The organism is Achromobacter deleyi, from assembly GCF_016127315.1.
Lineage (GTDB): Bacteria > Pseudomonadota > Gammaproteobacteria > Burkholderiales > Burkholderiaceae_B > Achromobacter > Achromobacter insuavis_A.
This window is the reverse complement of record NZ_CP065997.1, coordinates 6,584,994-6,604,188: the sequence shown is the minus strand read 5'-3', so window position 1 is coordinate 6,604,188 and position 19,195 is coordinate 6,584,994. Positions and strand designations below refer to the sequence as shown.

At 67.4% G+C, this 19,195-nt stretch carries 21 protein-coding genes; 14 read left to right on the top strand and 7 right to left on the bottom strand.

Translation table 11 applies throughout. The features are described from left to right. Positions 1-34: 34 nt before the first annotated feature. Positions 35-1,024 carry a Bug family tripartite tricarboxylate transporter substrate binding protein gene (locus I6I07_RS29850; protein WP_198484802.1) on the bottom strand — a complete coding sequence of 330 codons (990 nt, stop codon included), beginning with the start codon at positions 1,022-1,024 and terminating at the stop codon, positions 35-37. A gap of 189 nt (positions 1,025-1,213) precedes the next feature. Between I6I07_RS29850 and gcvA the strand changes: the two genes are divergently transcribed. The 3 genes from gcvA to I6I07_RS29835 all read left to right on the top strand — a co-directional run bounded on the left by gcvA (position 1,214) and on the right by I6I07_RS29835 (position 4,206). Next, positions 1,214-2,134: a transcriptional regulator GcvA gene (gcvA, locus tag I6I07_RS29845; protein ID WP_198484801.1), complete on the top strand. Its 921-nt coding sequence runs from the start codon at positions 1,214-1,216 to the stop codon at positions 2,132-2,134. Between the two features lie 12 nt (positions 2,135-2,146). Continuing rightward, positions 2,147-3,265 (top strand): tRNA 2-thiouridine(34) synthase MnmA, encoded by a 1,119-nt coding sequence (gene mnmA / locus I6I07_RS29840; protein ID WP_198484800.1) that lies wholly within the window; start codon positions 2,147-2,149, stop codon positions 3,263-3,265. 122 nt (positions 3,266-3,387) lie between these two features. Beyond that, a complete protein-coding gene (locus I6I07_RS29835) occupies positions 3,388-4,206 on the top strand; it encodes a sulfite exporter TauE/SafE family protein (RefSeq protein ID WP_198484799.1) in 819 nt (272 codons plus the stop codon). A gap of 62 nt (positions 4,207-4,268) precedes the next feature. Here the strand turns inward: I6I07_RS29835 and I6I07_RS29830 are convergent, their stop codons facing one another. Continuing rightward, entirely contained in the window at positions 4,269-4,880 is a 612-nt protein-coding gene (locus I6I07_RS29830; protein WP_198484798.1) for a glutathione S-transferase, read from the bottom strand. A 161-nt stretch (positions 4,881-5,041) separates the two neighbouring features. Here I6I07_RS29830 and purB point away from each other — a divergent pair, with 161 nt between their 5' ends. Beyond that, entirely contained in the window at positions 5,042-6,418 is a 1,377-nt protein-coding gene (gene purB, locus I6I07_RS29825; RefSeq protein ID WP_198484797.1) for an adenylosuccinate lyase, read from the top strand. A 56-nt stretch (positions 6,419-6,474) separates the two neighbouring features. Further along, on the top strand, positions 6,475-6,933 hold the full coding sequence (locus I6I07_RS29820; RefSeq protein ID WP_006393799.1) for a c-type cytochrome: 459 nt from the start codon (positions 6,475-6,477) through the stop codon (positions 6,931-6,933). Positions 6,934-7,041: 108 nt separating this feature from the next. On the opposite strand, the gene I6I07_RS29815 is transcribed toward I6I07_RS29820, so the two are convergent. The 3 genes from I6I07_RS29815 to I6I07_RS29805 all read right to left on the bottom strand — a co-directional run bounded on the left by I6I07_RS29815 (position 7,042) and on the right by I6I07_RS29805 (position 9,172). After that, on the bottom strand, positions 7,042-7,734 hold the full coding sequence (locus I6I07_RS29815) for a cytochrome b/b6 domain-containing protein (protein WP_198484796.1): 693 nt from the start codon (positions 7,732-7,734) through the stop codon (positions 7,042-7,044). An 87-nt stretch (positions 7,735-7,821) separates the two neighbouring features. Then, entirely contained in the window at positions 7,822-8,103 is a 282-nt protein-coding gene (locus tag I6I07_RS29810; RefSeq protein ID WP_198484795.1) for a hypothetical protein, read from the bottom strand. A 706-nt stretch (positions 8,104-8,809) separates the two neighbouring features. Then, positions 8,810-9,172 carry a hypothetical protein gene (locus tag I6I07_RS29805; RefSeq protein WP_198484794.1) on the bottom strand — a complete coding sequence of 121 codons (363 nt, stop codon included), beginning with the start codon at positions 9,170-9,172 and terminating at the stop codon, positions 8,810-8,812. A 160-nt stretch (positions 9,173-9,332) separates the two neighbouring features. On the opposite strand from I6I07_RS29805, the gene I6I07_RS29800 reads away from it, so the two are divergent. The 4 genes from I6I07_RS29800 to I6I07_RS29785 all read left to right on the top strand — a co-directional run bounded on the left by I6I07_RS29800 (position 9,333) and on the right by I6I07_RS29785 (position 12,335). Continuing rightward, positions 9,333-9,845, top strand: coding sequence for a GNAT family N-acetyltransferase (locus I6I07_RS29800; RefSeq protein ID WP_198484793.1), 513 nt, complete (start codon positions 9,333-9,335; stop codon positions 9,843-9,845). Positions 9,846-9,997: 152 nt separating this feature from the next. Next, positions 9,998-10,693 carry a DUF3053 family protein gene (locus I6I07_RS29795; protein WP_198484792.1) on the top strand — a complete coding sequence of 232 codons (696 nt, stop codon included), beginning with the start codon at positions 9,998-10,000 and terminating at the stop codon, positions 10,691-10,693. Between the two features lie 163 nt (positions 10,694-10,856). Then, positions 10,857-11,960: an AI-2E family transporter gene (locus tag I6I07_RS29790; protein ID WP_198484791.1), complete on the top strand. Its 1,104-nt coding sequence runs from the start codon at positions 10,857-10,859 to the stop codon at positions 11,958-11,960. A 150-nt stretch (positions 11,961-12,110) separates the two neighbouring features. After that, the gene (locus I6I07_RS29785) at positions 12,111-12,335 is read left to right on the top strand and encodes a hypothetical protein (RefSeq protein ID WP_006393806.1); all 225 of its coding nucleotides are present in this window, start codon (positions 12,111-12,113) and stop codon (positions 12,333-12,335) included. 61 nt (positions 12,336-12,396) lie between these two features. Here the strand turns inward: I6I07_RS29785 and I6I07_RS29780 are convergent, their stop codons facing one another. Both I6I07_RS29780 and I6I07_RS29775 read right to left on the bottom strand, forming a co-directional pair. After that, positions 12,397-14,205, bottom strand: coding sequence for a DUF4153 domain-containing protein (locus I6I07_RS29780; protein ID WP_198484790.1), 1,809 nt, complete (start codon positions 14,203-14,205; stop codon positions 12,397-12,399). Between the two features lie 4 nt (positions 14,206-14,209). Beyond that, on the bottom strand, positions 14,210-14,971 hold the full coding sequence (locus I6I07_RS29775; protein ID WP_198484789.1) for a S24 family peptidase: 762 nt from the start codon (positions 14,969-14,971) through the stop codon (positions 14,210-14,212). A 327-nt stretch (positions 14,972-15,298) separates the two neighbouring features. Between I6I07_RS29775 and I6I07_RS29770 the strand changes: the two genes are divergently transcribed. The 5 genes from I6I07_RS29770 (at position 15,299) to I6I07_RS29750 (ending at position 19,182) form a co-directional block, all read left to right on the top strand. Beyond that, on the top strand, positions 15,299-15,556 hold the full coding sequence (locus I6I07_RS29770; protein WP_006393809.1) for a hypothetical protein: 258 nt from the start codon (positions 15,299-15,301) through the stop codon (positions 15,554-15,556). Positions 15,557-16,195: 639 nt separating this feature from the next. Next, entirely contained in the window at positions 16,196-16,789 is a 594-nt protein-coding gene (locus I6I07_RS29765; protein WP_198484788.1) for a hypothetical protein, read from the top strand. A 10-nt stretch (positions 16,790-16,799) separates the two neighbouring features. After that, the gene (locus tag I6I07_RS29760; protein ID WP_198484787.1) at positions 16,800-18,275 is read left to right on the top strand and encodes a DUF3383 domain-containing protein; all 1,476 of its coding nucleotides are present in this window, start codon (positions 16,800-16,802) and stop codon (positions 18,273-18,275) included. 13 nt (positions 18,276-18,288) lie between these two features. Next, positions 18,289-18,729 (top strand): phage protein, encoded by a 441-nt coding sequence (locus I6I07_RS29755; RefSeq protein WP_198484786.1) that lies wholly within the window; start codon positions 18,289-18,291, stop codon positions 18,727-18,729. Positions 18,730-18,732: 3 nt separating this feature from the next. Beyond that, positions 18,733-19,182, top strand: a complete 450-nt coding sequence (locus I6I07_RS29750; protein ID WP_006393813.1) for a phage tail assembly chaperone — start codon at positions 18,733-18,735, stop codon at positions 19,180-19,182. The last annotated feature ends 13 nt before the right edge of the window (positions 19,183-19,195 follow it).

The window sequence follows — 19,195 nt, the reverse complement described above, 5'->3', positions numbered from 1 at the left end:
GCGCCGCGCGGGCGCGGCGGGGGCCGAAGATCGCTTAGTCGATCTTCACGTTGGCTTCTTTGGCGATGCGCTTGTTCTTGGCGATCTCGGTCGAGATCTGCTTGGCAAACGCTTCGGGGCTGTTGGCGGCCGGTTCGGCGCCCAGCGCTTCCAGGCGCGACTTGACGTCGGCTTCGGCGCTGACCTTTTGCACGGCGGCGTTCAGCTTGGCCAGGATCGGGGCCGGCAGCTTGGCCGGGGCGACCAGGCCGAACCACGAGGCGTCGTTGACGGCGGGCAGGCCGACTTCGGCGAAGGTGGGCACGTTCGGCAGGCTGGCGACGCGCTTGGGCGAGGCGACGGCCATGGCGATCAGGCGGCCGGATTGCACGTGCGGCAGGGTCGAGGGCAGGTTGTCGTACATGACGTCGACCTGGCCGGCCAGCGCGTCGTTCAGGGCCGGGCCCACGCCGCGGTACGGCACGTGCATCAGGTCGGTGCCCGAGGCCATCTTGAACAGCTCGCCCATCATGTGCGAGACCGAGCCGTTGCCGGCCGAGGCGTACGTCAGCTTGCCCGGCTGGCTCTTGGCCAGCTTGATGAACTCGGCCATGTCCTTGGCCTGCACCTTCGGGTTGATGGTCATGATGTTCGGGACGGCGGCCAGGTTCGAGACCGGCGTGAAGTCCTTCTCGCCATCGAACGGCAGGTTCGGGTAGATGGCCGGGTTGATGCCGTGCGTGCTGACGGTGGCGATGCCCAGGGTGTAGCCGTCGGGGGCGCTGCTGGCGACGAAGGCGCTGCCGATCGAACCGCCGGCGCCGCCGCGGTTTTCCACCACGACGGTCTGGTTCAGTTCCTTGCCGAGCTTGTCGGCGAACAGGCGGCCGACGATGTCGGTGGTGCCGCCGGGCGGGAACGGCACGATCAGGCGGATCGGCTTGCTCGGGTAGGCGTCTTCGGCATGGGCGATGCTCGAGGTCAGCGGCGTGGCCAGGGTCGCGGCGGCGACACAGAGGCCCAGGACTACATTACGGCGTTGCATGAATTCCCCTATGAATTGGAACGCGGATGCGCAAAAGGCAGACGCAAACAGGAAGATTCTTTCGTGCAAGGCCAGTTTGCACAAACGAAAGTTTCTCCTTAAGCTATGACTTTTTTTCATGCCTCTTTTGCGGCGGGGTTTCTTTTTGTAACTCCGCGCCCGGAAAACCCGGTATCGAGGCGCTTTCCCATGAGACGGTTCTGTCCCTCGCTCACCGACCTGCAGGCGTTCGAAGTCGCCGCCAGGCATAGCAGCTTTACCCGCGCCGCGCAGGAGCTGTGCGTCACGCAGGGCGCGGTGAGTAAGCAAGTGAAACACCTGGAGGAGTTCGTCGGCGTCGAACTATTCCTGCGCATCAGGCAAGGCCTGGTCCTGACCGAGGCCGGCCGCGGCTATCTGACCAAGGTGCAGGCGGGGCTGGGCCAGATCGAGGCGGCCACGGTCGAGCTGATCGCGCACCAGGGGCAGGGCGGCACGCTCAACCTGACCTGTATGCCGACCTTCGGCGCGCGCTGGCTGATCCCGCGCCTGACGGCCTTCATGCGCCTGCGGCCCGATATCCACGTGGAATTCCTGCCGCACCGCCAGGGCTATGACTTTTCCTCGCCCGAGCTGGACGCGGCCGTCCGTTTCGGCGAAGGCATCTGGCCGGGCAGCGGCGCCGATTACATCGTCGGCCGCGAGATCCTGCCGGTCTGCAGCCCGCGCCTGATTCCGGGCGGCTGTAGCGTGCCGGCGGACCTGCTGGCCTATCCCCTGTTGCACCACACCTCGGCCCTCGAAGGCTGGCGCGACTGGTTCGAGCAGGCAGGCTGCGACAGCCGGCGCAGCCTGGAAGGGGCGCGCTTCGACCAGTACGCGCTGCTGTCGCAGGCGGCCGCGGCCGGTTTCGGCGTGGCGCTGATCCCGCGCTGCCTGATCGAGGACGAGCTGCGCGACGGCAAGCTGGCGGTGGCGATGCAGCTGCCGATCCGCGCGCGCATGGGCTACTACCTGTGCTACCCGGACCAGAAGGCCAACCTGCCCACCCTGCAGGCGTTCCGGACCTGGCTGATGGAAGTCTCGCGCGCGGCCGAGCCGCAGCCGCAGGACCCGGCCAGCCCACAGTAAAATGGCACCATCATGAGTCAAATATCCACCAAGAAAGGCCGCGTTGTCGTCGGCATGTCCGGCGGGGTCGATTCTTCGGTCACCGCCTGGCTGCTCAAGCAGCAAGGCTACGAGGTCGTCGGCCTGTTCATGAAGAACTGGGAAGACGACGACGATTCCGAATACTGCTCCACCCGCCAGGACCTGCTGGACGCGGCCAGCGTGGCCGACCTGGTGGGCGTGGAATTCGAATACGTCAATTTCGCCGCCGAATACAAGGACCGCGTGTTCGCGGAATTCCTGCGCGAATACTCCGCCGGCCGCACGCCCAATCCGGACGTGCTGTGCAACGCCGAGATCAAGTTCAAGGCCTTCCTCGACCACGCCATGGCGCTGGGCGCCGAACACATCGCCACCGGCCACTACGCCCGCGTGCGCGAAGTGGCGGCCGAGGGCGGCGGCTCGCGCTTCGAGCTGCTCAAGGCGCTGGACGGTTCCAAGGACCAGAGCTATTTCCTGCACCGCCTGAACCAGGCGCAGCTCTCGCGCACCCTGTTCCCGCTGGGCGAGATCCACAAGACCGAGGTGCGCCGCATCGCGCACGAGATTGGCCTGCATAACGCCGCCAAGAAAGATTCGACCGGCATCTGCTTCATCGGCGAGCGGCCGTTCCGCGAGTTCCTGAACCGCTACCTGCCGACCGAGCCGGGCGCGATCCTGACGCCCGAGGGGCAGAAGGTCGGGCGCCACGAGGGCCTGTCGTTCTACACGCTGGGCCAGCGCAAGGGCCTGGGCGTGGGCGGCGTGAAGGGCCGCCAGCGCGAAGACGGCACGGCCGAGGCCTGGTACGTGGCGCGCAAGGACCTCGAGCGCAACGTGCTCTACGTGGTGCAGGGGCATGACCATCCCTGGCTGCTGTCCGGCTCGCTGCGGGCGCAGGACGTCAGCTGGGTGGCCGGGCACGCGCCGGCCGCGGGGGAATACGGCGCCAAGACGCGCTATCGCCAGGCCGATGCCGCCTGCCGCCTGGGGGATGCGACCAGCGCGGGCTTCACGCTCGACTTCAGCGAACCGCAATGGGCGGTCACGCCCGGGCAATCGGCGGTGCTTTACGATGGCGATATCTGCCTGGGCGGCGGCATCATCGTCTAGGCAATCCGGCCCGCGACGGGCCGTCGCAATACCGATAGCAGTTCCAGCCAGGCCCCGCGGGCGTCGCGTCCGCGGGGCCTGGCTCATGAAAAACGGCACACGCCGACAACGAGGAGAGGGATGTGGATGTAACGATGGTGATTTGCCTGCTGGCGCTGGGCGCGGTGGCGGGTTTCGCGGCGGGCCTGCTGGGCATCGGCGGCGGCATGCTGCTGGTGCCGTTCCTGACGATGCTGTTCGCCTGGAAGGGCATGCCGGCCGACCTGGTGGTGCATGCCGCCATCGCCACCTCGATGACCTCGATCCTGTTCACCTCGATCTCCAGCGTGCGCGCGCACCAGCAGAAGGGCACCATCAAGTGGCCGATCGTCTGGGCGATGGCGCCGGGCATCATCCTCGGCGGCCTGCTGTCGGGCGGCGCGGTGTTCGCGGCGCTCAGCACCCTGTGGCTGTCGCTGTTCTTCGCGCTGTTCGTGGGCTATTCCGGCTGGAGCATGCTGCGCAACAAGAAGCCCAAGCCCAGCCGCCAGATGCCCGGCGTGATCGGCACCAGCACGGCCGGCGCCGGCATCGGCTTCCTGTCGGGGCTGGTGGGCGCGGGCGGCGGCTTCCTGTCGGTGCCGTTCATGGTCTGGTGCAACGTGGCGCTGCACAATGCGGTTTCGACCTCGGCGGCGCTGGGCTTTCCCATCGCGCTGGCCAACAGCATCGGCTATGTGGTGTCGGGCCTGAACGAAGGCGCGACCCGGCCCGGCATGCTGGGCTACATCTATTGGCCGGCGCTGCTGGTGCTGGTGTGCGTCAGCGTCCTGACGGCGCCGCTGGGCGCGCGCATGGCGCACCGCCTGCCGGTGCAGACCCTGAAGCGGGTGTTCGCCTGCCTGCTGTTCGCGCTGGCGGCCTACATGCTGTTCAAGGCCGGCCAGGCCTTCTGGGCCTGAGCCAGACGTGAAACCGGCCGCGCGAGGCGGCCGGAGCAGGGCGGGTTGGCGCCGGGGTGGCGTCAGGCCGTCTTGGGGATGGTATCCACGAACGACTGGCGCTGCGACAGCTTGTCGTACAGGCGCGCCAGGTTGGGGTGGTTGACGCGCCAGTCCAGTTCGGCGAAGCGCAGGTCCAGGTAGCCCAGGCCACAGCCCACGGCGATATCGGCCAGGCTGTAGTTGATGCCCATGCAATGGGCGTTGTCGCCCAGGCTCTTGTCCATGGCGTCCAGGCTGGCGTGGATCTTGCCGTATTGGCGCTCGATCCATTCCGGGCTGCGCTGCGCCTCGGGGCGCTGCTTTTCCTTGACGATGGTGACGCAGGCGTCCAGCAGGCCATCGGCGATGGCTTCCCAGCATTTGACGGCCGCGCGATCGCGGCCCGGCTGCGGAATCAGGCGGGCGACGGGCGACAAGGTGTCCAGGTACTCGACGATGACGCGCGAGTCGAACAGGGCGCCGCCATCTTCCATGACCAGGCAGGGCACCTTGCCCAACGGGTTGTACGTTTGGATCTGCGTGTCGGCGGACCAGACGTTTTCGAGTTCAAGCCGATAATCCAGCTTTTTCTCGGCCATGACGATACGCACCTTGCGCACGTATGGACTGGTAAGCGAGCCGATCAGTTTCATGGATTCACAAGCGGAGTCGGAAAGCGGCCGAAGTATAGCAGGCCGCATGACGGCCAAACCGTCCGCGGGACGGAATCTCGTCCAGTTTGCCACAATGTTGCACGGCCCTGAATGATAAAATCGCCGGGTTTTCCCATCCGCAGCTTTTTCTTTCCCAGACCATGCAAATCGCCGACCAGCTTAGCCAACTTAACGCCCTTTCGCCACTGGATGGCCGATACGCCTCCCGCGGCGACGCGCTGCGCGGGCTGCTCTCCGAGGCCGGTTTCATGGCCCACCGCGTCGAGGTCGAGGTGGCCTGGCTGGTGGCCCTGTCCGACGCCGGCCTGCCGGAACTGCCCGCTTTCTCCCAGGAAGCCCGCGCCCGCCTGCAACAGCTGGTGCGCGACTTCTCCGAAGCCGACGCCGCCCGCATCAAGGACATCGAACGCGTCACCAACCACGACGTCAAGGCCGTCGAGTACTGGCTCAAGGAAAAGGTCGCCGACCACGCCGAACTGGCAGCCGCGGCCGAATTCATCCATTTCGCCTGCACCTCCGAGGACATCAACAACACCTCGCACGCGCTGATGCTGTCGCGCGCCCGCAGCGAAGTGGTGCTGCCGCGCCTGCGTGAAATCGCTGCCAAGCTCAACGACATGGCCGTGGCCCAGGCCGACCAGCCGATGCTGTCGCGCACCCATGGCCAGCCGGCCAGCCCGACCACGCTGGGCAAGGAATTCGCCAACGTCGCGGCGCGCCTGAACCGCGCCATCGCCGCGGTCGAAGCGGTCGACCCGCTGGCCAAGCTCAACGGCGCCACCGGCAACTACAACGCCCACCTGTCGGCCTACCCCGAAATCGACTGGCCCGCCTTCAGCCAGCGCGTGCTGGCCGGCCTGGGCCTGACCCAGAACCGCCACACCATCCAGATCGAGCCGCACGACTGGATGTCGGCGCTGTTCGACGCCATCGTGCGCGCCAACATCATCGTGCTCGACCTGGACCGCGACATCTGGGGCTACGTGGCCCTGGGCTACTTCAAGCAGCGCCTGAAGGAGGGCGAGGTCGGTTCGTCGACCATGCCGCACAAGGTCAACCCGATCGACTTCGAGAACTCCGAAGGCAACCTGGGCCTGGCCAACGCCGTGCTGCGCCATCTGTCTGATAAATTGCCGATCTCCCGCTGGCAGCGCGACCTGACCGACTCCACGGTGCTGCGCAACCTGGGCGTGGGCCTGGGCTACTGCCTGGTCGCGTGGGACGCCTGCATGCGCGGCCTGGGCAAGCTGGAAGTCAACGTCGCCGCGATCGATGCCGACATCGACGCCTGCTGGGAAGTGCTGGCCGAGCCGGTGCAGACCGTCATGCGCCGCTATGGCCTGCCGCAGCCGTACGAACAGCTCAAAGCTTTGACGCGCGGCAAAGGCATCACCGAGGAAGCCCTGCGAGAATTCATCCAGGGCCTGGCCCTGCCGGACGAACCCAAGGCGCGCCTGCTGGCGATGACCCCGCGTTCGTATATCGGCCTGGCCGCGGACCTGGCCCGGGCGGTATAGTCGCCTTGCCGCGCGCCGGGCGCGCGGCATCCTTGTTGTATTTACGGGAGATTGCAATGAAGAAGTTGTCCACGCTCGCCGCGCTGGCCTGTATGACTGTCGGGTCGCTGCTGGCGACCTCGGCCCAGGCGCAGTTCGCCAAGCCGGAAGATGCCGTCAAGTACCGCCAGTCGGCGCTGACGCTGATGGCCTCGCACTTCGGCCGCATGACGCCGGTGATCAAGGGCCAGGCGCCTTACGACGCGGCCCAGATCAAGGCCAACGTCGAAGTGCTCAAGACGCTGTCGGCGCTGCCGTGGACGGCTTTCGGCGCGGGTACGGAAGGCGGCGACGCCCGTCCGGAAATCTGGAGCGACGCGGCCGGCTTCAAGCAGAAGCAGCAGGCGTTCCAGGACAACATCGTCAAGCTGTCGGCCGCCGCCGACGCCGGCGATCTCGACAAGCTGCGCGCCGCCTTCGGCGATGTGGGCGCCAGCTGCAAGGCCTGTCACGACGCCTACCGCAAGAAGAAGTAAGCCGGTCGCGCGCCCCCGTGGCGCGGCGCCCCGCATGCAAAAAGCCCCTCGGTGTGCGAGGGGCTTTTCTTTCGGTGTCGTGCCTTGGTGTCGTGTCTTGGTGCCGCGCTACGAGAACGACATGTCCGCGGCGATCTCCAGCGAACGGATCCACAGCACCAAGCCGGTGACGCACGCCCCCAGGATCAGGGCGCGCAGCCAGATCGCGAACCCGTCCTGGGTCGGCGGCGTGCCGGGCGGGACGTCCTTCGGATCGACGTTGCCGGTGATGATGGCGCGCACCAGCCGCTTGCGCCGCACCAGCGCATACCAGGCCACGGCCAGCAGGTGCAGCGCGATCAGGCCGATGATGACCCATTCATTGAGTTTGTGCCACGAGGTCAGCAGGCTGGCGGTGGACTCGCTGACGTGGCCGAACAGCGGGCCCTGCGTCATGATGTCGTCGGTGGTGAACAGGCCGCTCACGGCCTGGAAGCCGATCACCAGCAGCAGCGCCAGCACCGACAGCGCCCCCAGCGGATTGTGGCCGGCGGGCGCGGCCGCGCCCTTGAGATAGTTGGCCACGGCGCGCGGACCGCGCACGAACTGCGCGAAGCGCGCATAGCGCGGGCCGACAAAGCCCCACAGCAGGCGGAAGATGATCAGGCCCAGCGCGGTACAGCCGAAGCGCACGTGCCAGTCCATGTACAACCCGCCCAGCTTGACGCTGACGAAGGCGCCGACGATACAGACGACGAGCGCCCAGTGGAAGAGGCGGGTGGGAAGGTCCCAGATGCGGATGGCAAGCCGGTTGTTTTGCATGATGGTCGCGCGATGACTGCGTTGCCTGCGACTTTATCACGCACAAATGAAGCCGCCGCGGCAGGGCCGCGGCGGGTTTGCGCTGGATCAGCGAGCGGCGCGACGCACCGGTTCGATGCGGTGCACGTGCTCGTGACGGAAGCGGATGCGCTGGCCGGGCGCCTTTTGCGCGGCCGCTCCGCACGGCACGACTTCGGTGGTGTACGTGGTCGTGCCGTCGATCGGCGCGTTGAAGATCACGGCGGCGCGAATGGCCGGGCCGTGGGCCGGTTGCAGATAAACGATGTCGCCGATGTTGATCGGCATGTTGTCCAGCTTGGTATGGGCCGGGCGTCGGATCAGGTCCGAGGTCGTGAAACGAGTATTCATGGTGTTTGTTCTCTTTCAGGTTCTTGTTATGGGAATTGCCGCGCAGTGCATGCCGCGAGGACCGGGTGAGGGCGCTGTCGCGCCGCGTCCTGTCCACGTGCCGAGTCATGCATGACACTAACGCATATCCGTTACCGGCATTTTGCGCATTCTCATGGTTTGCTTGCGCGCCACGCCGGTGGCGGAGGTACTGACCGCGGGCATGCGCCTGCGGCTTGCTGCCGGACCGTGTCGGTCAATGACGAACGGCGGTCCTGGCGGGCGGTGGCGTTGGGTCGCCGCCGCGAATGGATTGCTGCGGGGTTACCGCGGCCTGGAATTACCGCGGCCGTCGGGCTGCGGAGAGGAGTTTTCCGATCAGGCCTGATTGGGCGGAACGATCAGAAAACGGCAATGAGTGTCGTAAGACGAAACCTGGGGCGGGATGATCTTGCCATCCATCATGATGGCATCAACCGGGTCTGCGTTGTTAGGGTTGTCTGTCGCAGAATCGGGCGAAACCGGACCCAGGAAGGGTGTTTTGCAAGCGCCTGGCAAGTGGGCCAGACGGGGCAAAATATGAGCCAAATATGAGATATCTTTCGGCTCAACTGCTAATCATATAGCTAGTGCCGTGATTTTGCAAGGGTTTTTTGGCGCCGGGGGAAGGGGCGTGTCGCACTGGGGCGATGTAGGGGGGGGGCGCGCACGCCCCCGGGGATGCCCGTCAGTGGCTGGTGGGGCCGGCCGCCTGGCGCTGGGCCTCGATGATCAGGCCTTCCAGGCGCGGCGACATCCGCAATGCGACCTGGGCGGCGGTCGAGCCGTCGGGGCGGGTGTCGGTCTCCAGGGCCAGTTCGACGCGTTCGTCATCGAAGGCTTCGGGAGCGGCTTCGATGTCGACATAGCGCTCCATCAGCGCATCCACGGCCTTCTGGGCGTCGGCCAGCGCTTCCTGGCTCAGGTGGCCGGGGCGCAGGTATTGGTTGGCCACGCGCGCCAGGTCGCTCATGAAATACAGCAGCGCGGCGGCGCCGCGGCAGTCGGGCTGGGCAAAGCCCCAGGTGTCGGGGGAAACGTCTTGAGTCATTCCGTGGGATGGCGAGGAGGATGGGCGGCCCTGGCGGGCCGGCAAACCGACATTCTAGGGGCTAACGGCAGGGATGGCGCCGGCCGCTGGCCGAGACGCCCACGGCTGGCGGTCCCGCTGGCGTTCGCACGGGGCGTGCCTGGTGCATACTTGGCGCCCCATGATCCGACACGCCCATCCGGCCGACCTGGCCTTCCTGCCCGACATCGAACGCTCGGCCGCCGAACGCTTTCTTGGCACGCCCATGGCCTGGGCCGCCACCGGCGAGACCCAGCCGCCGGCAGTGCTGGCGAGCGCGGCGGCAGCCGGATTGCTGTGGGTCGCGGCGGACGACGGCGACCGGCCCGTGGGGTTCGCGCTGGCGCAACCGATGGACGGCGACCTGTTCCTGGCGGAGATGTCGGTCGCCAGTCCGTGGCAGGGCCAAGGCCTGGGCGGCGGCCTGCTGCGCGCGGTGGTGACGCGGGCACGGGCGGCGGGGGAGTACGACGCGGTCGTCCTGACGACCGACCGGGAGCTGCCCTGGAATGGCCCGTTCTACCGGCGGCACGGCTTTGTCGAGGTGTCGGCGGCGCAACTGACGCCGGCACTGCGCGCGCGGCTGCGGGAAGAGGCGGCCGCGGGATTCGATCCTGCCCGGCGCTGCGCGATGCGTTTCGCGTGGTCGGACTGAGCGCGGCGCGCCCTGTGTCAACTCGCTTCGATGGCAACAAAATCCGCCCGCCGGCGGCACGCGGCGGACGCTTCGGGATAATCTGGCCGGGGGCGCCGGCCGCATGGCGGGCCGGTTGCCGCGCCGCTACGTACTACGCAAGGAGGAAGGGCATGGCAATGCTGCGGATCTGCCTGGCCACCCTGGCGGCGGCCACGGTGCTGGCGCTGACGGCTTGCGGCAATCGCGAACCGCAGGAGCGGGCCGCCTTCATCGGCCTGCTGCAGCAACGTATCGCGGCGGGCACGCTGGCGCCGATCGGCGCGCTGAGCGAGGCCGAGTCGGACGCCATCGGCCGTTATCGCGACGCCTATGCGGTCATTACCGATTTCCAGGACGCCCTGGCCAAGGCCGCCGCGTCGCTGCGTCCGGTGCTGGCGGCCGAGCGCATCCAGTCGGTCGACGACATCGTGCGGCGACGCCAGGGCCTGGCCGACGCGCGCGCGACGCTGGCCGACAGCGCCCGCCGGTTGCAGGTCGCCCAGGCCCGCGCCGACAAGGCGCGCGGCGGCATGGAACTGGCGCCGGACCTGGCGCCGGTCTATGACGGCGTGTACGACGAGGCGGTCACGGCCCCCGCGGCCGAGTTGCGGGACGCCGCGGGCACGATGGACACCGTGGCGCGCGACGCCCTGGGCGTGGCCGACTTCGTCACCGCCCATGCCGGCGACATCGCGCTCGAGGACGGGCAGGCCAAGGTCGCCACGCCATCGCTGCAGCAGGAACTGAACCAGCGCTTGCAGCGCTTGAATGCGCAATCCGGGGCGCTGGAGCAGGCCCGCGCCGTGGTGGCGCGGCAGGCCCCCTAGCACGGCTCCCCTTGGCCGCGGCCGCTCGACCAGTCCCGTAGCACGGCCGCCTTGGCACCGGCCTTTCGACCGGCCCCCTGGCACGGGCCCCTTGGCGTCGGCCTCTCGGCAGGCCCTTAGTACAATGCGGGTCTCGCGGCGCATGCCGCGCCTTGGACGGAACATGAGCCAATCCTCAAGCTTGCATTACCGGACTTTCCTGCTCCTCCTGGTGATCGTCTCCATCGCCTTCGGCTGGCTGCTGTGGCCGTTCTACGGCGCGGTGTTCTGGGGCGCCATCCTGGCCATCCTGTTTGCGCCGCTGCAACGGCGCCTGGTGCCGCGCATCGGCGGACGGCGCAACCTGGCGGCCCTGATCACGCTGGCGCTGGTGCTGCTGCTGGTGATCCTGCCGCTGGTGGTCATCAGCGGTTCGCTGGTGAGCGAGGGCGCGAACCTCTACCAGAGCATCAAGTCCGGGCAGATCAACTTCGGCGCCTACTTCCAGCAGGCCATGGAGGCGCTGCCGCCTTCGGTGCACGACCTGCTGGCGCGGTTCGACCTGGCGGACATCCCCAGCCTGCAGGAAAAGCTCAGCGCGGGCGCGATGCAGGTCAGCCAGTTCCTCGCGACCCAGGCGCTGAGCATCGGCCAGGACACGTTCCAGTTCGTGATCAGCTTCGGCATCATGCTGTACCTGCTGTTCTTCCTGCTGCGCGACGGGCCGCAACTGGGCCTGCGCATCAAGCGCGCCATGCCGCTCAGCGACACGCACAAGCATCACCTGTTCCGCAAGTTCACGACGGTGGTGCGCGCCACGGTCAAGGGCAATATCGCGGTGGCGGCGTCGCAGGGCGCGTTGGGCGGCATCATCTTCTCCATCCTGGGCATCCAGGGGGCGCTGCTGTGGGGCGTCATCATGGGCTTCCTGTCGCTGCTGCCAGCGGTGGGCGCGGGGCTGATCTGGGCGCCGGTGGCGATCTATTTCCTGCTGACGGGCGCGACCATCAAGGGCGTGGTGCTGATCGCCTTCGGCGTGCTGGTGATCGGCATGGTCGACAACGTGCTGCGTCCGATCCTGGTGGGCAAGGACACCAAGATGCCCGACTACGTGGTGCTGATCTCGACGCTGGGCGGCATGGCGCTGTTCGGCTTGAACGGCTTCGTCATCGGGCCGCTGATCGCCGCGCTGTTCATGGCCTGCTGGGACCTGTTCTCGCCTCCGGCCGAGGCCGCCGTCGCGCCGGCCGAACCGCCGCCCCCGCCGTCGCCCGAGAAGGCGGATTGAAGGCATTGCATCCGGTCAAGCCGCCGTCAGCGCGGCCGGTGTAAGGTTGTGATGGCGCCGGCCCTCGCGGGCCGGCGCCACGCGTCAACGGCGCTGCCGGCCGCACGCCGGCCGCGCGCCTTTCCTTCTCTTACCAGGAGCACGTCGGATATGGACTGGAAACTGCACAAGTCGGGCTGGATCGAAGAACGCAACTTCGATATCGAGCTGGCCGAAACCCCCGAGGGCTACCACGCCCGCGTCCGCGTCTTCGGCTTTCCCGTGCTGGAAGACACCAAGAACGTGTTCCCCAACGAGGCGCTGGCGGAAAAGGGCGCGCTGACTCTGCTCAAGAGCCAGTTCACCGGCACGCCGGACCTGGAAGAAAAGCCGTAACCGGCCTGCCCGGGGCAGTCGGCGCGACGCGCATGGACTGCCTCGGGAGCGCCCGCGCCGTTCAGCGCAGCGGCAGGCGCCGCCCGCCGACGATCAGGTCGCGATCCTGGCGCGGTTCGGTATGCACCTGGCCTTGCGCCAGCGCGCTGCCGATATCCACCTCCGGCCCGATTTCGGACTTGCGGTTGCTCTTGGAGGACACCAGGCGCCAGGTGTCGTTGCCCAGCTTTTGATAGCTCAGGAACGCTTCGTAGCCCCCCGCGCTGGCGTCGGGACGCGGCGGCACGTACAGGACCAGGTCGTCATTGCCGAGGCCGGTGATGTCCGCGTGGATCAGCCAGCAGCGCGAGCCGTTCAAGGCCGGATTGTCGGCCGCGGCCTGTTCCGCGCGCACGCATCGGTCTGCCTCGTAGGGATTTTCCGCCGCGGCGTAGCGCCACCAGGCATCTGGCACCGGGCTACCCGGCGGATACGCCTGCAGGTTGGCCGGCTTGGCCGGGGCGCGTTCCTGGGAGGTGACCCGCGGCCCCCAGTCATGGTATTGGCCCTTCAGGGCGTCGGCGGCCGCCGTCGCGATCTTGGGGGATTGCGCCTGGGCGGCGCCATCAGCCAGTTTGCGCATGGCTTGCCGGCCGTATTCGCCGCGGTCGCGCGCGGCCGAGAGATAGCTGAATTCTTCCGGCGGGATGCGCCCGTCGATCAGGCGTTGCACCTGGCTGTTGACCTCGATGCGGTCGGGGCTCAGTAGCGGCGTGCTCACCAGCGCCAGCATGGTGAGCGCGCAGAACGCCGCGAGGATGTTGGTGCCGCCCAGGATCGTGTGGAAGCGCCGCGCCGCCAACGCCGCCCAGGCATAGCCCAGCGCGTAGAGCGTCAGCAGGATCGCGGCGTAAAGACCCCAGATGCGCGGAACGGTCCAGCCGTACTGCTCGATGCGCACCACCAGGCCGTACAGCGCCACCAGCGCCAGTGGCAGCAGGCCGATCGCCGCCACGCGCAGCACCGCGCGCAGGCGCGGGCCGAAGGGCGGGGCCTGCGGGCTGTCCTGCCAGGCGGAGTTGATGAGCTTGATCCAGAGCGCGCTGAAGGCGATCAGCGCGCCGGCCGACAGGGCGCCCGCCTGCAGGTCCAGCGTCAGCCGGGCCGCCAGCGCCAGCACGAAGGCGATGCCGACCAGCGCGACCAGCGGCAGCAGCCACGCGGTGAGCGTGAGCCACGAGCGTTGCAGCGTGTCCGCCAGTTGCGGGCGGCGGTGCACGCCCACCAGGCAGACCGCCAGCACCAGCGGCATGACGCCGAGCAGGAAGCGGGTGGATTTGACGATCTGGCCGACCGCGGTGATGCCGATCATGCCGAACATGGCGCTGGCGGCCCAGAACAGCAGCCAGACCGCCAGGGTCAGGCCGCCCGCCAACGCCAGCTTGACGGTGTTGCGCCACGCAGCGCGGAACACGGCGGGATAGTCCCAGCCGGGCCGGGAGGGATCGAGCGCCTGAATCAGCGGCAGCAGTATGAAGCCGCTGGCGGCGGTGATCAGCGTCGCCAGCGACCGCGGGCCGCTATCGGTGTAGGCGGCGGGCTGCCAGCCCAGCAGCGTCACCAGCCCGTAGGCATGCAGCGCCGGCACGACCACGCCGTAGGCCGCCAGCGCCAGCAGCCAGCGCTTGCCCGAACGCATGCCGGCCAGCATGGCGCCCGCCAGCGGCACCAGCCAGATCCATTGGATCGCGAAGAGGGTGGCGAACAGGTTGTGCCATGGCCACACGCGGTTCAACAGCGCGGCATGCAGCGCCAAGGCCAGCAGCGCGCCTAGCGCGCCATGGATCAGGATGGTTTTCTCGGGCGCCGACAGACGCGAAGGGGTTGCCATGGGGTTAGAAGTCCTCGCTGCGCCAGACCTTCAGCACGCGGCCGAAGACCTCGAAATCCATGCCTTCGGTGATGTCCCAGGCGTCGTACTTGGTGTTCTCGGATTTGGCCCGGACCACCAGGCCGGCGGCGGTGGGAATGCGTTGCAGCCGCTTGATGAAGCCTTCGCTGCCGACGCGGAAGAAGTAGATGGCGTCGTATTCGACGGCCTGCACGCCGCGGTCGACGATCAGGGGATCGCCGGGGTTGAACATGGGGCGCATGGAGTCGCCGAACCCGGTGACGATGCACAGGTTCTTCGAGGCGGAAAAGCCGCGCACGTTCTTCTGCAGCCATTCCGGGCTGACGTTCCAGCTCTGGATGACGCCGGGCTGGTCACGCAGTTCCAGGCCGTTGCCCATGGCGCCTCCGGTGTCGAACTGGGCGATGAGGACATTGCCGTGATCGGGCCTGCCCAGCCGCGCGGGGTGGAAGGACACGAGCCGGCCCGTGGGCTCGTCGGCCACGGCGTGGGGCGAGAGTTCGCGCCACAGGTCGGGGTGGGGCAGGTCCATCCAGTGGGCGGGCTGGCCCAGGCCGGCGGCCAGCCTGGCAGCCAGCGCATCGCCGACCCGGCGCGGGTTCTTGTCGCGCCTGCCCTGGAACCCTTGAAGGATCTGGTCGAGGTATTTGCGACTGACGCCGGCGCGTTCGGCCAGGCGGTCGACGCCCCCCGCTTCGTGCACGGCGTACTTGAGGTTGTTCAGTCGTATCGAGCGGATGTCCATGGTAGCGATAGTAGCAACCCGCTACCCGAAAGTACAGTAGCGATTCGCTGTTGATTTTTCGGTAGCGACTCGCTACCATGACTTTCATCCCGGAGATAGTCGGGCCAGCCGCAAGCCTTCCATCAGGCGGCTTGCGGCTTGTACGGATACGGCGGGGCTCGCCGCCGCGTCCGTGGCGATTAGGGTGGGTGACCGGCAAATGTGGCCCACTCATCGCTACCCAGGTAGCGATTTTCAACTGCCGGCCTTTCCGGGAATACGACGAACGGCAAGCTTGCATCAAGGAAAAAAAAGCATGGATAAGCGTCTTGGCGGGGAGGCATCCCGATGAAATATGCAACCGAAGTGCTGGACCTCATGGCGGCGGCGCCGGGGCGTCCGTGGCGCATGGCCGAACTGGTGCGCGGCGCGTCCGGCGCCCGCGAGCTGACGCGGCGCGAACGCAACGCAATGCGACAGGCGATCCTGCGCGTGCTCGAAACCCTGCACGAGGGCGGCCAGGTGGCGCGCATCGAGCATGCGCGCAACTCGCTGACCTACGTCTGGGGCGAAGTGCGACGCGAGGGGGATTGCCTGCACGCCTGATGCCGCGAGAGAATGCATCCATGTCGTCGCGCTATCCGCCGACGATTCGTTCTAGCGCCCAGGCGCGGAAGCATTGAAGAAGCATTGAATAAGCATTGAGAATAAGGCCCGCACATCGCGGGCCTTATTTATGAGAGGGTACGTGTGCCCGGCCACCCCGCCGGAAGGCGGATGAATCGCCGGATGCGCGTCCTTCATGTTCTTTGCAGTTCCCCCAAGACAGGCTCGCCACAGGCGGGCCTTTTTTTTGCCGCCGGGCCGCCCCAAGGCAAAAACGCCCCCTCGGGGGGCAGCGACCCGCGTAGCGGCGGAGCGTGGGGGCCTTTTTTCGTTTGCACGCCCCGCGTTCTCTTCGAGAGCGCGGGGCGTTTTGCTTGGCGCCGCCCGCAAGGCGGGGCCCAGCGGCCTGCCGCCTCGCCGTTCCTTCCATGACCGGGCCTTTCTCCCGCCCGCGGTGACCTGGAACGGCTCGAGGCGGCAGCCCGGTGGGCGACAGCCGGAATCCGCCGCAACCCGGCCGCACGCATCAAGCAACGCGGCATCGCGCCGATGGCGCACCAAAGTCGGCGTTCCGCCTCCAGGCCTCTGGATTCCCCCAAACCCGCCCTCGGGCATCTCAACACGACAAAGGAGCGACGCATGGCGAATAGTTCGGCCACCGGCGGCTACCTGGCGCCGATCGCCATTTCTCCGCCCCTGGAGGATGCCGAGCTCGAGGCGCTGTTGCATGGGTTCATCGCCGGCGTGTCCGGCCTGCCCACAGACATGGTTCGCACACGCTGGCCCGCGGCCGGCGTGGAACCGCCCGCGCAGACCGATACCTGGTGCCTGATGGACATCCGGTCGCAAACCGCGGACGCCGGTCCGGTCGTCACCCACGACCCGGCCGGGGAAGGATCTGATTCATACGTTCGGCACGAAGACATCGAAGTGCTTTGCTCGATGTACGGACCGCGTGCGCTGCGCCACGCGGCGCAGCTGCGCGACGGCGCCGCCGTGCCGCAGAACCGCGAACCCTTGCTGACGCAAGGCATGGCGGTCGGCGGCGCGGGGCCAATCCTGGCCAAGCACGAACTCGTGAATCAGCAGTGGATACGGCAGTTCGACATGACCCTGCACTTCACGCGCCGGGTCACGCGCAGCTATCCGGTCCTGAATCTTCTGTCGGCGCAAGTCACGACGCATGCCGCGTCGCTGTCCCCGACGGACAACATCAACCACCTTGAAGATTAAGGGATTTACCATGGCTAATGGATTGCCGGTATCACGCCTGATCAACGTCACGATCAACATGTCGCCGCTCGCGGCGCAAGGCGCGAGCCTGAACACCGCGCTGCTGCTGGGCTCGTCCGCCGTCATCGACACCGGCGAGCGCATGCGCTCCTATGGCGGCATCGACGCCGTCGCCGCCGACTTCGGCACCACCGCGGCCGAATACCGCGCGGCCCTGCTGTACTTCCAGCAGACGCCCCAGCCCTCGCAGTTGTACATCGGCCGCTGGGCCAAGGGCGCGACCTCGGCCACGCTGCGCGGCGCCGTGCTGTCGGCCGCCGAGAAGCAGATGTCGGCCTGGACCGCGGTGACCGCGGGCGCCTTCACCCTGACGGTCGACGGCACCGCCAAGACGGTCAACGGCCTGGACTTCTCCGGCGCCACCAACCTGAACGGCGTCGCCACGATCATCTCGACGGCCCTGGCCGCGGCCTCGGTGGTGTGGAACGGCTCGCAGTTCGTCGTGACCTCGAACACCTCGGGCACCACCTCGACGCTGGGCTACGCCTCGGCCGCCGGCGCCGGCACCGACATCTCGTCGATGCTGGGCCTGACCGCGGCCAAGGCCTCCGCGCCCGTCGCTGGCGTCGTCGCCGAGTCCCCGGTGGATGCCGTGTCGCTGTTCCTGGACCGCTTCGCCAACAAGTTCCTGGGCCTGGCCTTCGCCGATGTCGACATCACCAACGCGCAGCACCTGGCCGTGGCCGCCCTGATCGAGGCCGACCAGCGCCACCTGTACGGCGTGTCGACCCAGGCGCCGCAGGTGCTGGACCCGACCAACCACGACGACATCGCCAGCCAGCTGAAGGCGCTGAAGGTCAAGTACTCGATCGTGCAGTTCTCCAGCGCCAATCCGTACGCAGTGGCCTCGCTGCTGGGCCGCATGCTGACGGTGAACTTCAACGCCAACAACACCACAATCACGCTGATGTACAAGCAGGAGCCCGGCATCGTCGCCGAGACCCTGAGCAGCAGCCAGGCCGACACGCTGGCCGCCAAGAACTGCAACGTGTTCGTCAACTACGACAACGACACGGCCATCATCCAGTACGGCGTGACGCCCAGCGGCATCTTCATCGACTCGGTCTACAACGCGATCTGGTTCCGCAACCGCGTCCAGACCGACGTCTACAACCTGCTGTACACCAGCCCGACCAAGGTGCCGCAGACCGACGCCGGCAACCAGCTGATCGCCTCGGTGATCGAGGCCGCTTGCGAGGCCGCCGTCAACAACGGCTACCTGGCCCCGGGCGTATGGAATTCGGCCGGCTTCGGCGCCCTCAAGCAGGGCGACACGCTGGCCAAGGGCTATTACGTCTACGCGCCGACGATCGCCACCCAGTCGCAGGCCGATCGCGAAGCGCGCAAGGCCGTTCCGTTCCAGGTCGCCGCCAAGGAAGCCGGCGCCATCCACACCGTCGACGTTCTGGTCACGGTCAACCGCTAAACAGGAGTAGCAGATGTCTACCTATTCGTTCGCTGATATCAGCGCCAGTCTCGTGGGCCCGGGCGGGGCGATTTCGCTGGGTTCCGGTTCGGGCGTGGCCGATGAAGGCATCGCCATCGCCGCCAAGGCCGAGAAAAGCGCCATGACCGTGGGCGCCGACGGCGAGGTCATGCACACGCTGCGTGCCGACAAGAGCGGCACCGTGACGCTGAGCTACCTGAAAACGTCGCCGGTCAACGCGCAGCTGCAGGCCCTGTACGACGCCCAGTCGCTGGACAGCCGCCTGTGGGGCAAGAACCTGATCACCGTCACCAACCCGGCCACGGGCGACGTGACGGCGTGCCGTTCGTGCGCTTTCAGCAAGAAGCCCGATCTCACCTACAAGAAGGACGGCGACGTGGTGAAGTGGACGTTCGACGCCGCGAAGATCGACACGATCCTGGGAATCTACTAAGCCATGTCACAGGAACTTGATCTGAACGGCCACCGGTACTCCATCGGGAAACTGAGCGCCAAGCAACAGTTCCACGTGTCGCGCCGCATCGCTCCGATCGTTCCTACGCTGATCCCCGTGTTCGTCCGCCTCGCGGCGGGCGGTCGCGGGATCACCGAGGATCCGGGCGGCATGGCCGATGTCCTGCAACCGCTGGCCGATGGCCTGGCGGCGATGAAGGACGAGGACGCCGATTATGTGCTGGACACCTGCATGCAGGCGGTCCAGCGCAAGCAGGAACATGGCTGGACCGCCATCTGGTCGGCCAGCCAGCGCGTGCCAATGTTCCAGGACATCGACCTGTCGGTCATGTTGCCGCTGACGCTGCGCGTCATCGTCGGAAGCCTCGGGCCTTTTATACAAGGGCTGCTTACCAGCCAGACCGGCAGCCCCGAGGCGACACAGGCTGGCTGAAGAGCCTGCCCGG

Coding starts and splice junctions, on each gene's coding strand:
- I6I07_RS29810 (WP_198484795.1), bottom strand. CDS start 8,103: ATGAATACTCGTTTCACGACCTCGGACCTGATCCGACGCCCGGCCCAT.
- I6I07_RS29850 (WP_198484802.1), bottom strand. CDS start 1,024: ATGCAACGCCGTAATGTAGTCCTGGGCCTCTGTGTCGCCGCCGCGACC.
- I6I07_RS29775 (WP_198484789.1), bottom strand. CDS start 14,971: ATGGACATCCGCTCGATACGACTGAACAACCTCAAGTACGCCGTGCAC.
- mnmA (WP_198484800.1), top strand. CDS start 2,147: ATGAGTCAAATATCCACCAAGAAAGGCCGCGTTGTCGTCGGCATGTCC.
- I6I07_RS29815 (WP_198484796.1), bottom strand. CDS start 7,734: ATGCAAAACAACCGGCTTGCCATCCGCATCTGGGACCTTCCCACCCGC.
- I6I07_RS29755 (WP_198484786.1), top strand. CDS start 18,289: ATGTCTACCTATTCGTTCGCTGATATCAGCGCCAGTCTCGTGGGCCCG.
- I6I07_RS29760 (WP_198484787.1), top strand. CDS start 16,800: ATGGCTAATGGATTGCCGGTATCACGCCTGATCAACGTCACGATCAAC.
- I6I07_RS29785 (WP_006393806.1), top strand. CDS start 12,111: ATGGACTGGAAACTGCACAAGTCGGGCTGGATCGAAGAACGCAACTTC.
- I6I07_RS29780 (WP_198484790.1), bottom strand. CDS start 14,205: ATGGCAACCCCTTCGCGTCTGTCGGCGCCCGAGAAAACCATCCTGATC.
- I6I07_RS29790 (WP_198484791.1), top strand. CDS start 10,857: ATGAGCCAATCCTCAAGCTTGCATTACCGGACTTTCCTGCTCCTCCTG.
- I6I07_RS29795 (WP_198484792.1), top strand. CDS start 9,998: ATGGCAATGCTGCGGATCTGCCTGGCCACCCTGGCGGCGGCCACGGTG.
- I6I07_RS29770 (WP_006393809.1), top strand. CDS start 15,299: ATGAAATATGCAACCGAAGTGCTGGACCTCATGGCGGCGGCGCCGGGG.
- I6I07_RS29820 (WP_006393799.1), top strand. CDS start 6,475: ATGAAGAAGTTGTCCACGCTCGCCGCGCTGGCCTGTATGACTGTCGGG.
- purB (WP_198484797.1), top strand. CDS start 5,042: ATGCAAATCGCCGACCAGCTTAGCCAACTTAACGCCCTTTCGCCACTG.
- gcvA (WP_198484801.1), top strand. CDS start 1,214: ATGAGACGGTTCTGTCCCTCGCTCACCGACCTGCAGGCGTTCGAAGTC.
- I6I07_RS29830 (WP_198484798.1), bottom strand. CDS start 4,880: ATGAAACTGATCGGCTCGCTTACCAGTCCATACGTGCGCAAGGTGCGT.
- I6I07_RS29750 (WP_006393813.1), top strand. CDS start 18,733: ATGTCACAGGAACTTGATCTGAACGGCCACCGGTACTCCATCGGGAAA.
- I6I07_RS29805 (WP_198484794.1), bottom strand. CDS start 9,172: ATGACTCAAGACGTTTCCCCCGACACCTGGGGCTTTGCCCAGCCCGAC.
- I6I07_RS29800 (WP_198484793.1), top strand. CDS start 9,333: ATGATCCGACACGCCCATCCGGCCGACCTGGCCTTCCTGCCCGACATC.
- I6I07_RS29765 (WP_198484788.1), top strand. CDS start 16,196: ATGGCGAATAGTTCGGCCACCGGCGGCTACCTGGCGCCGATCGCCATT.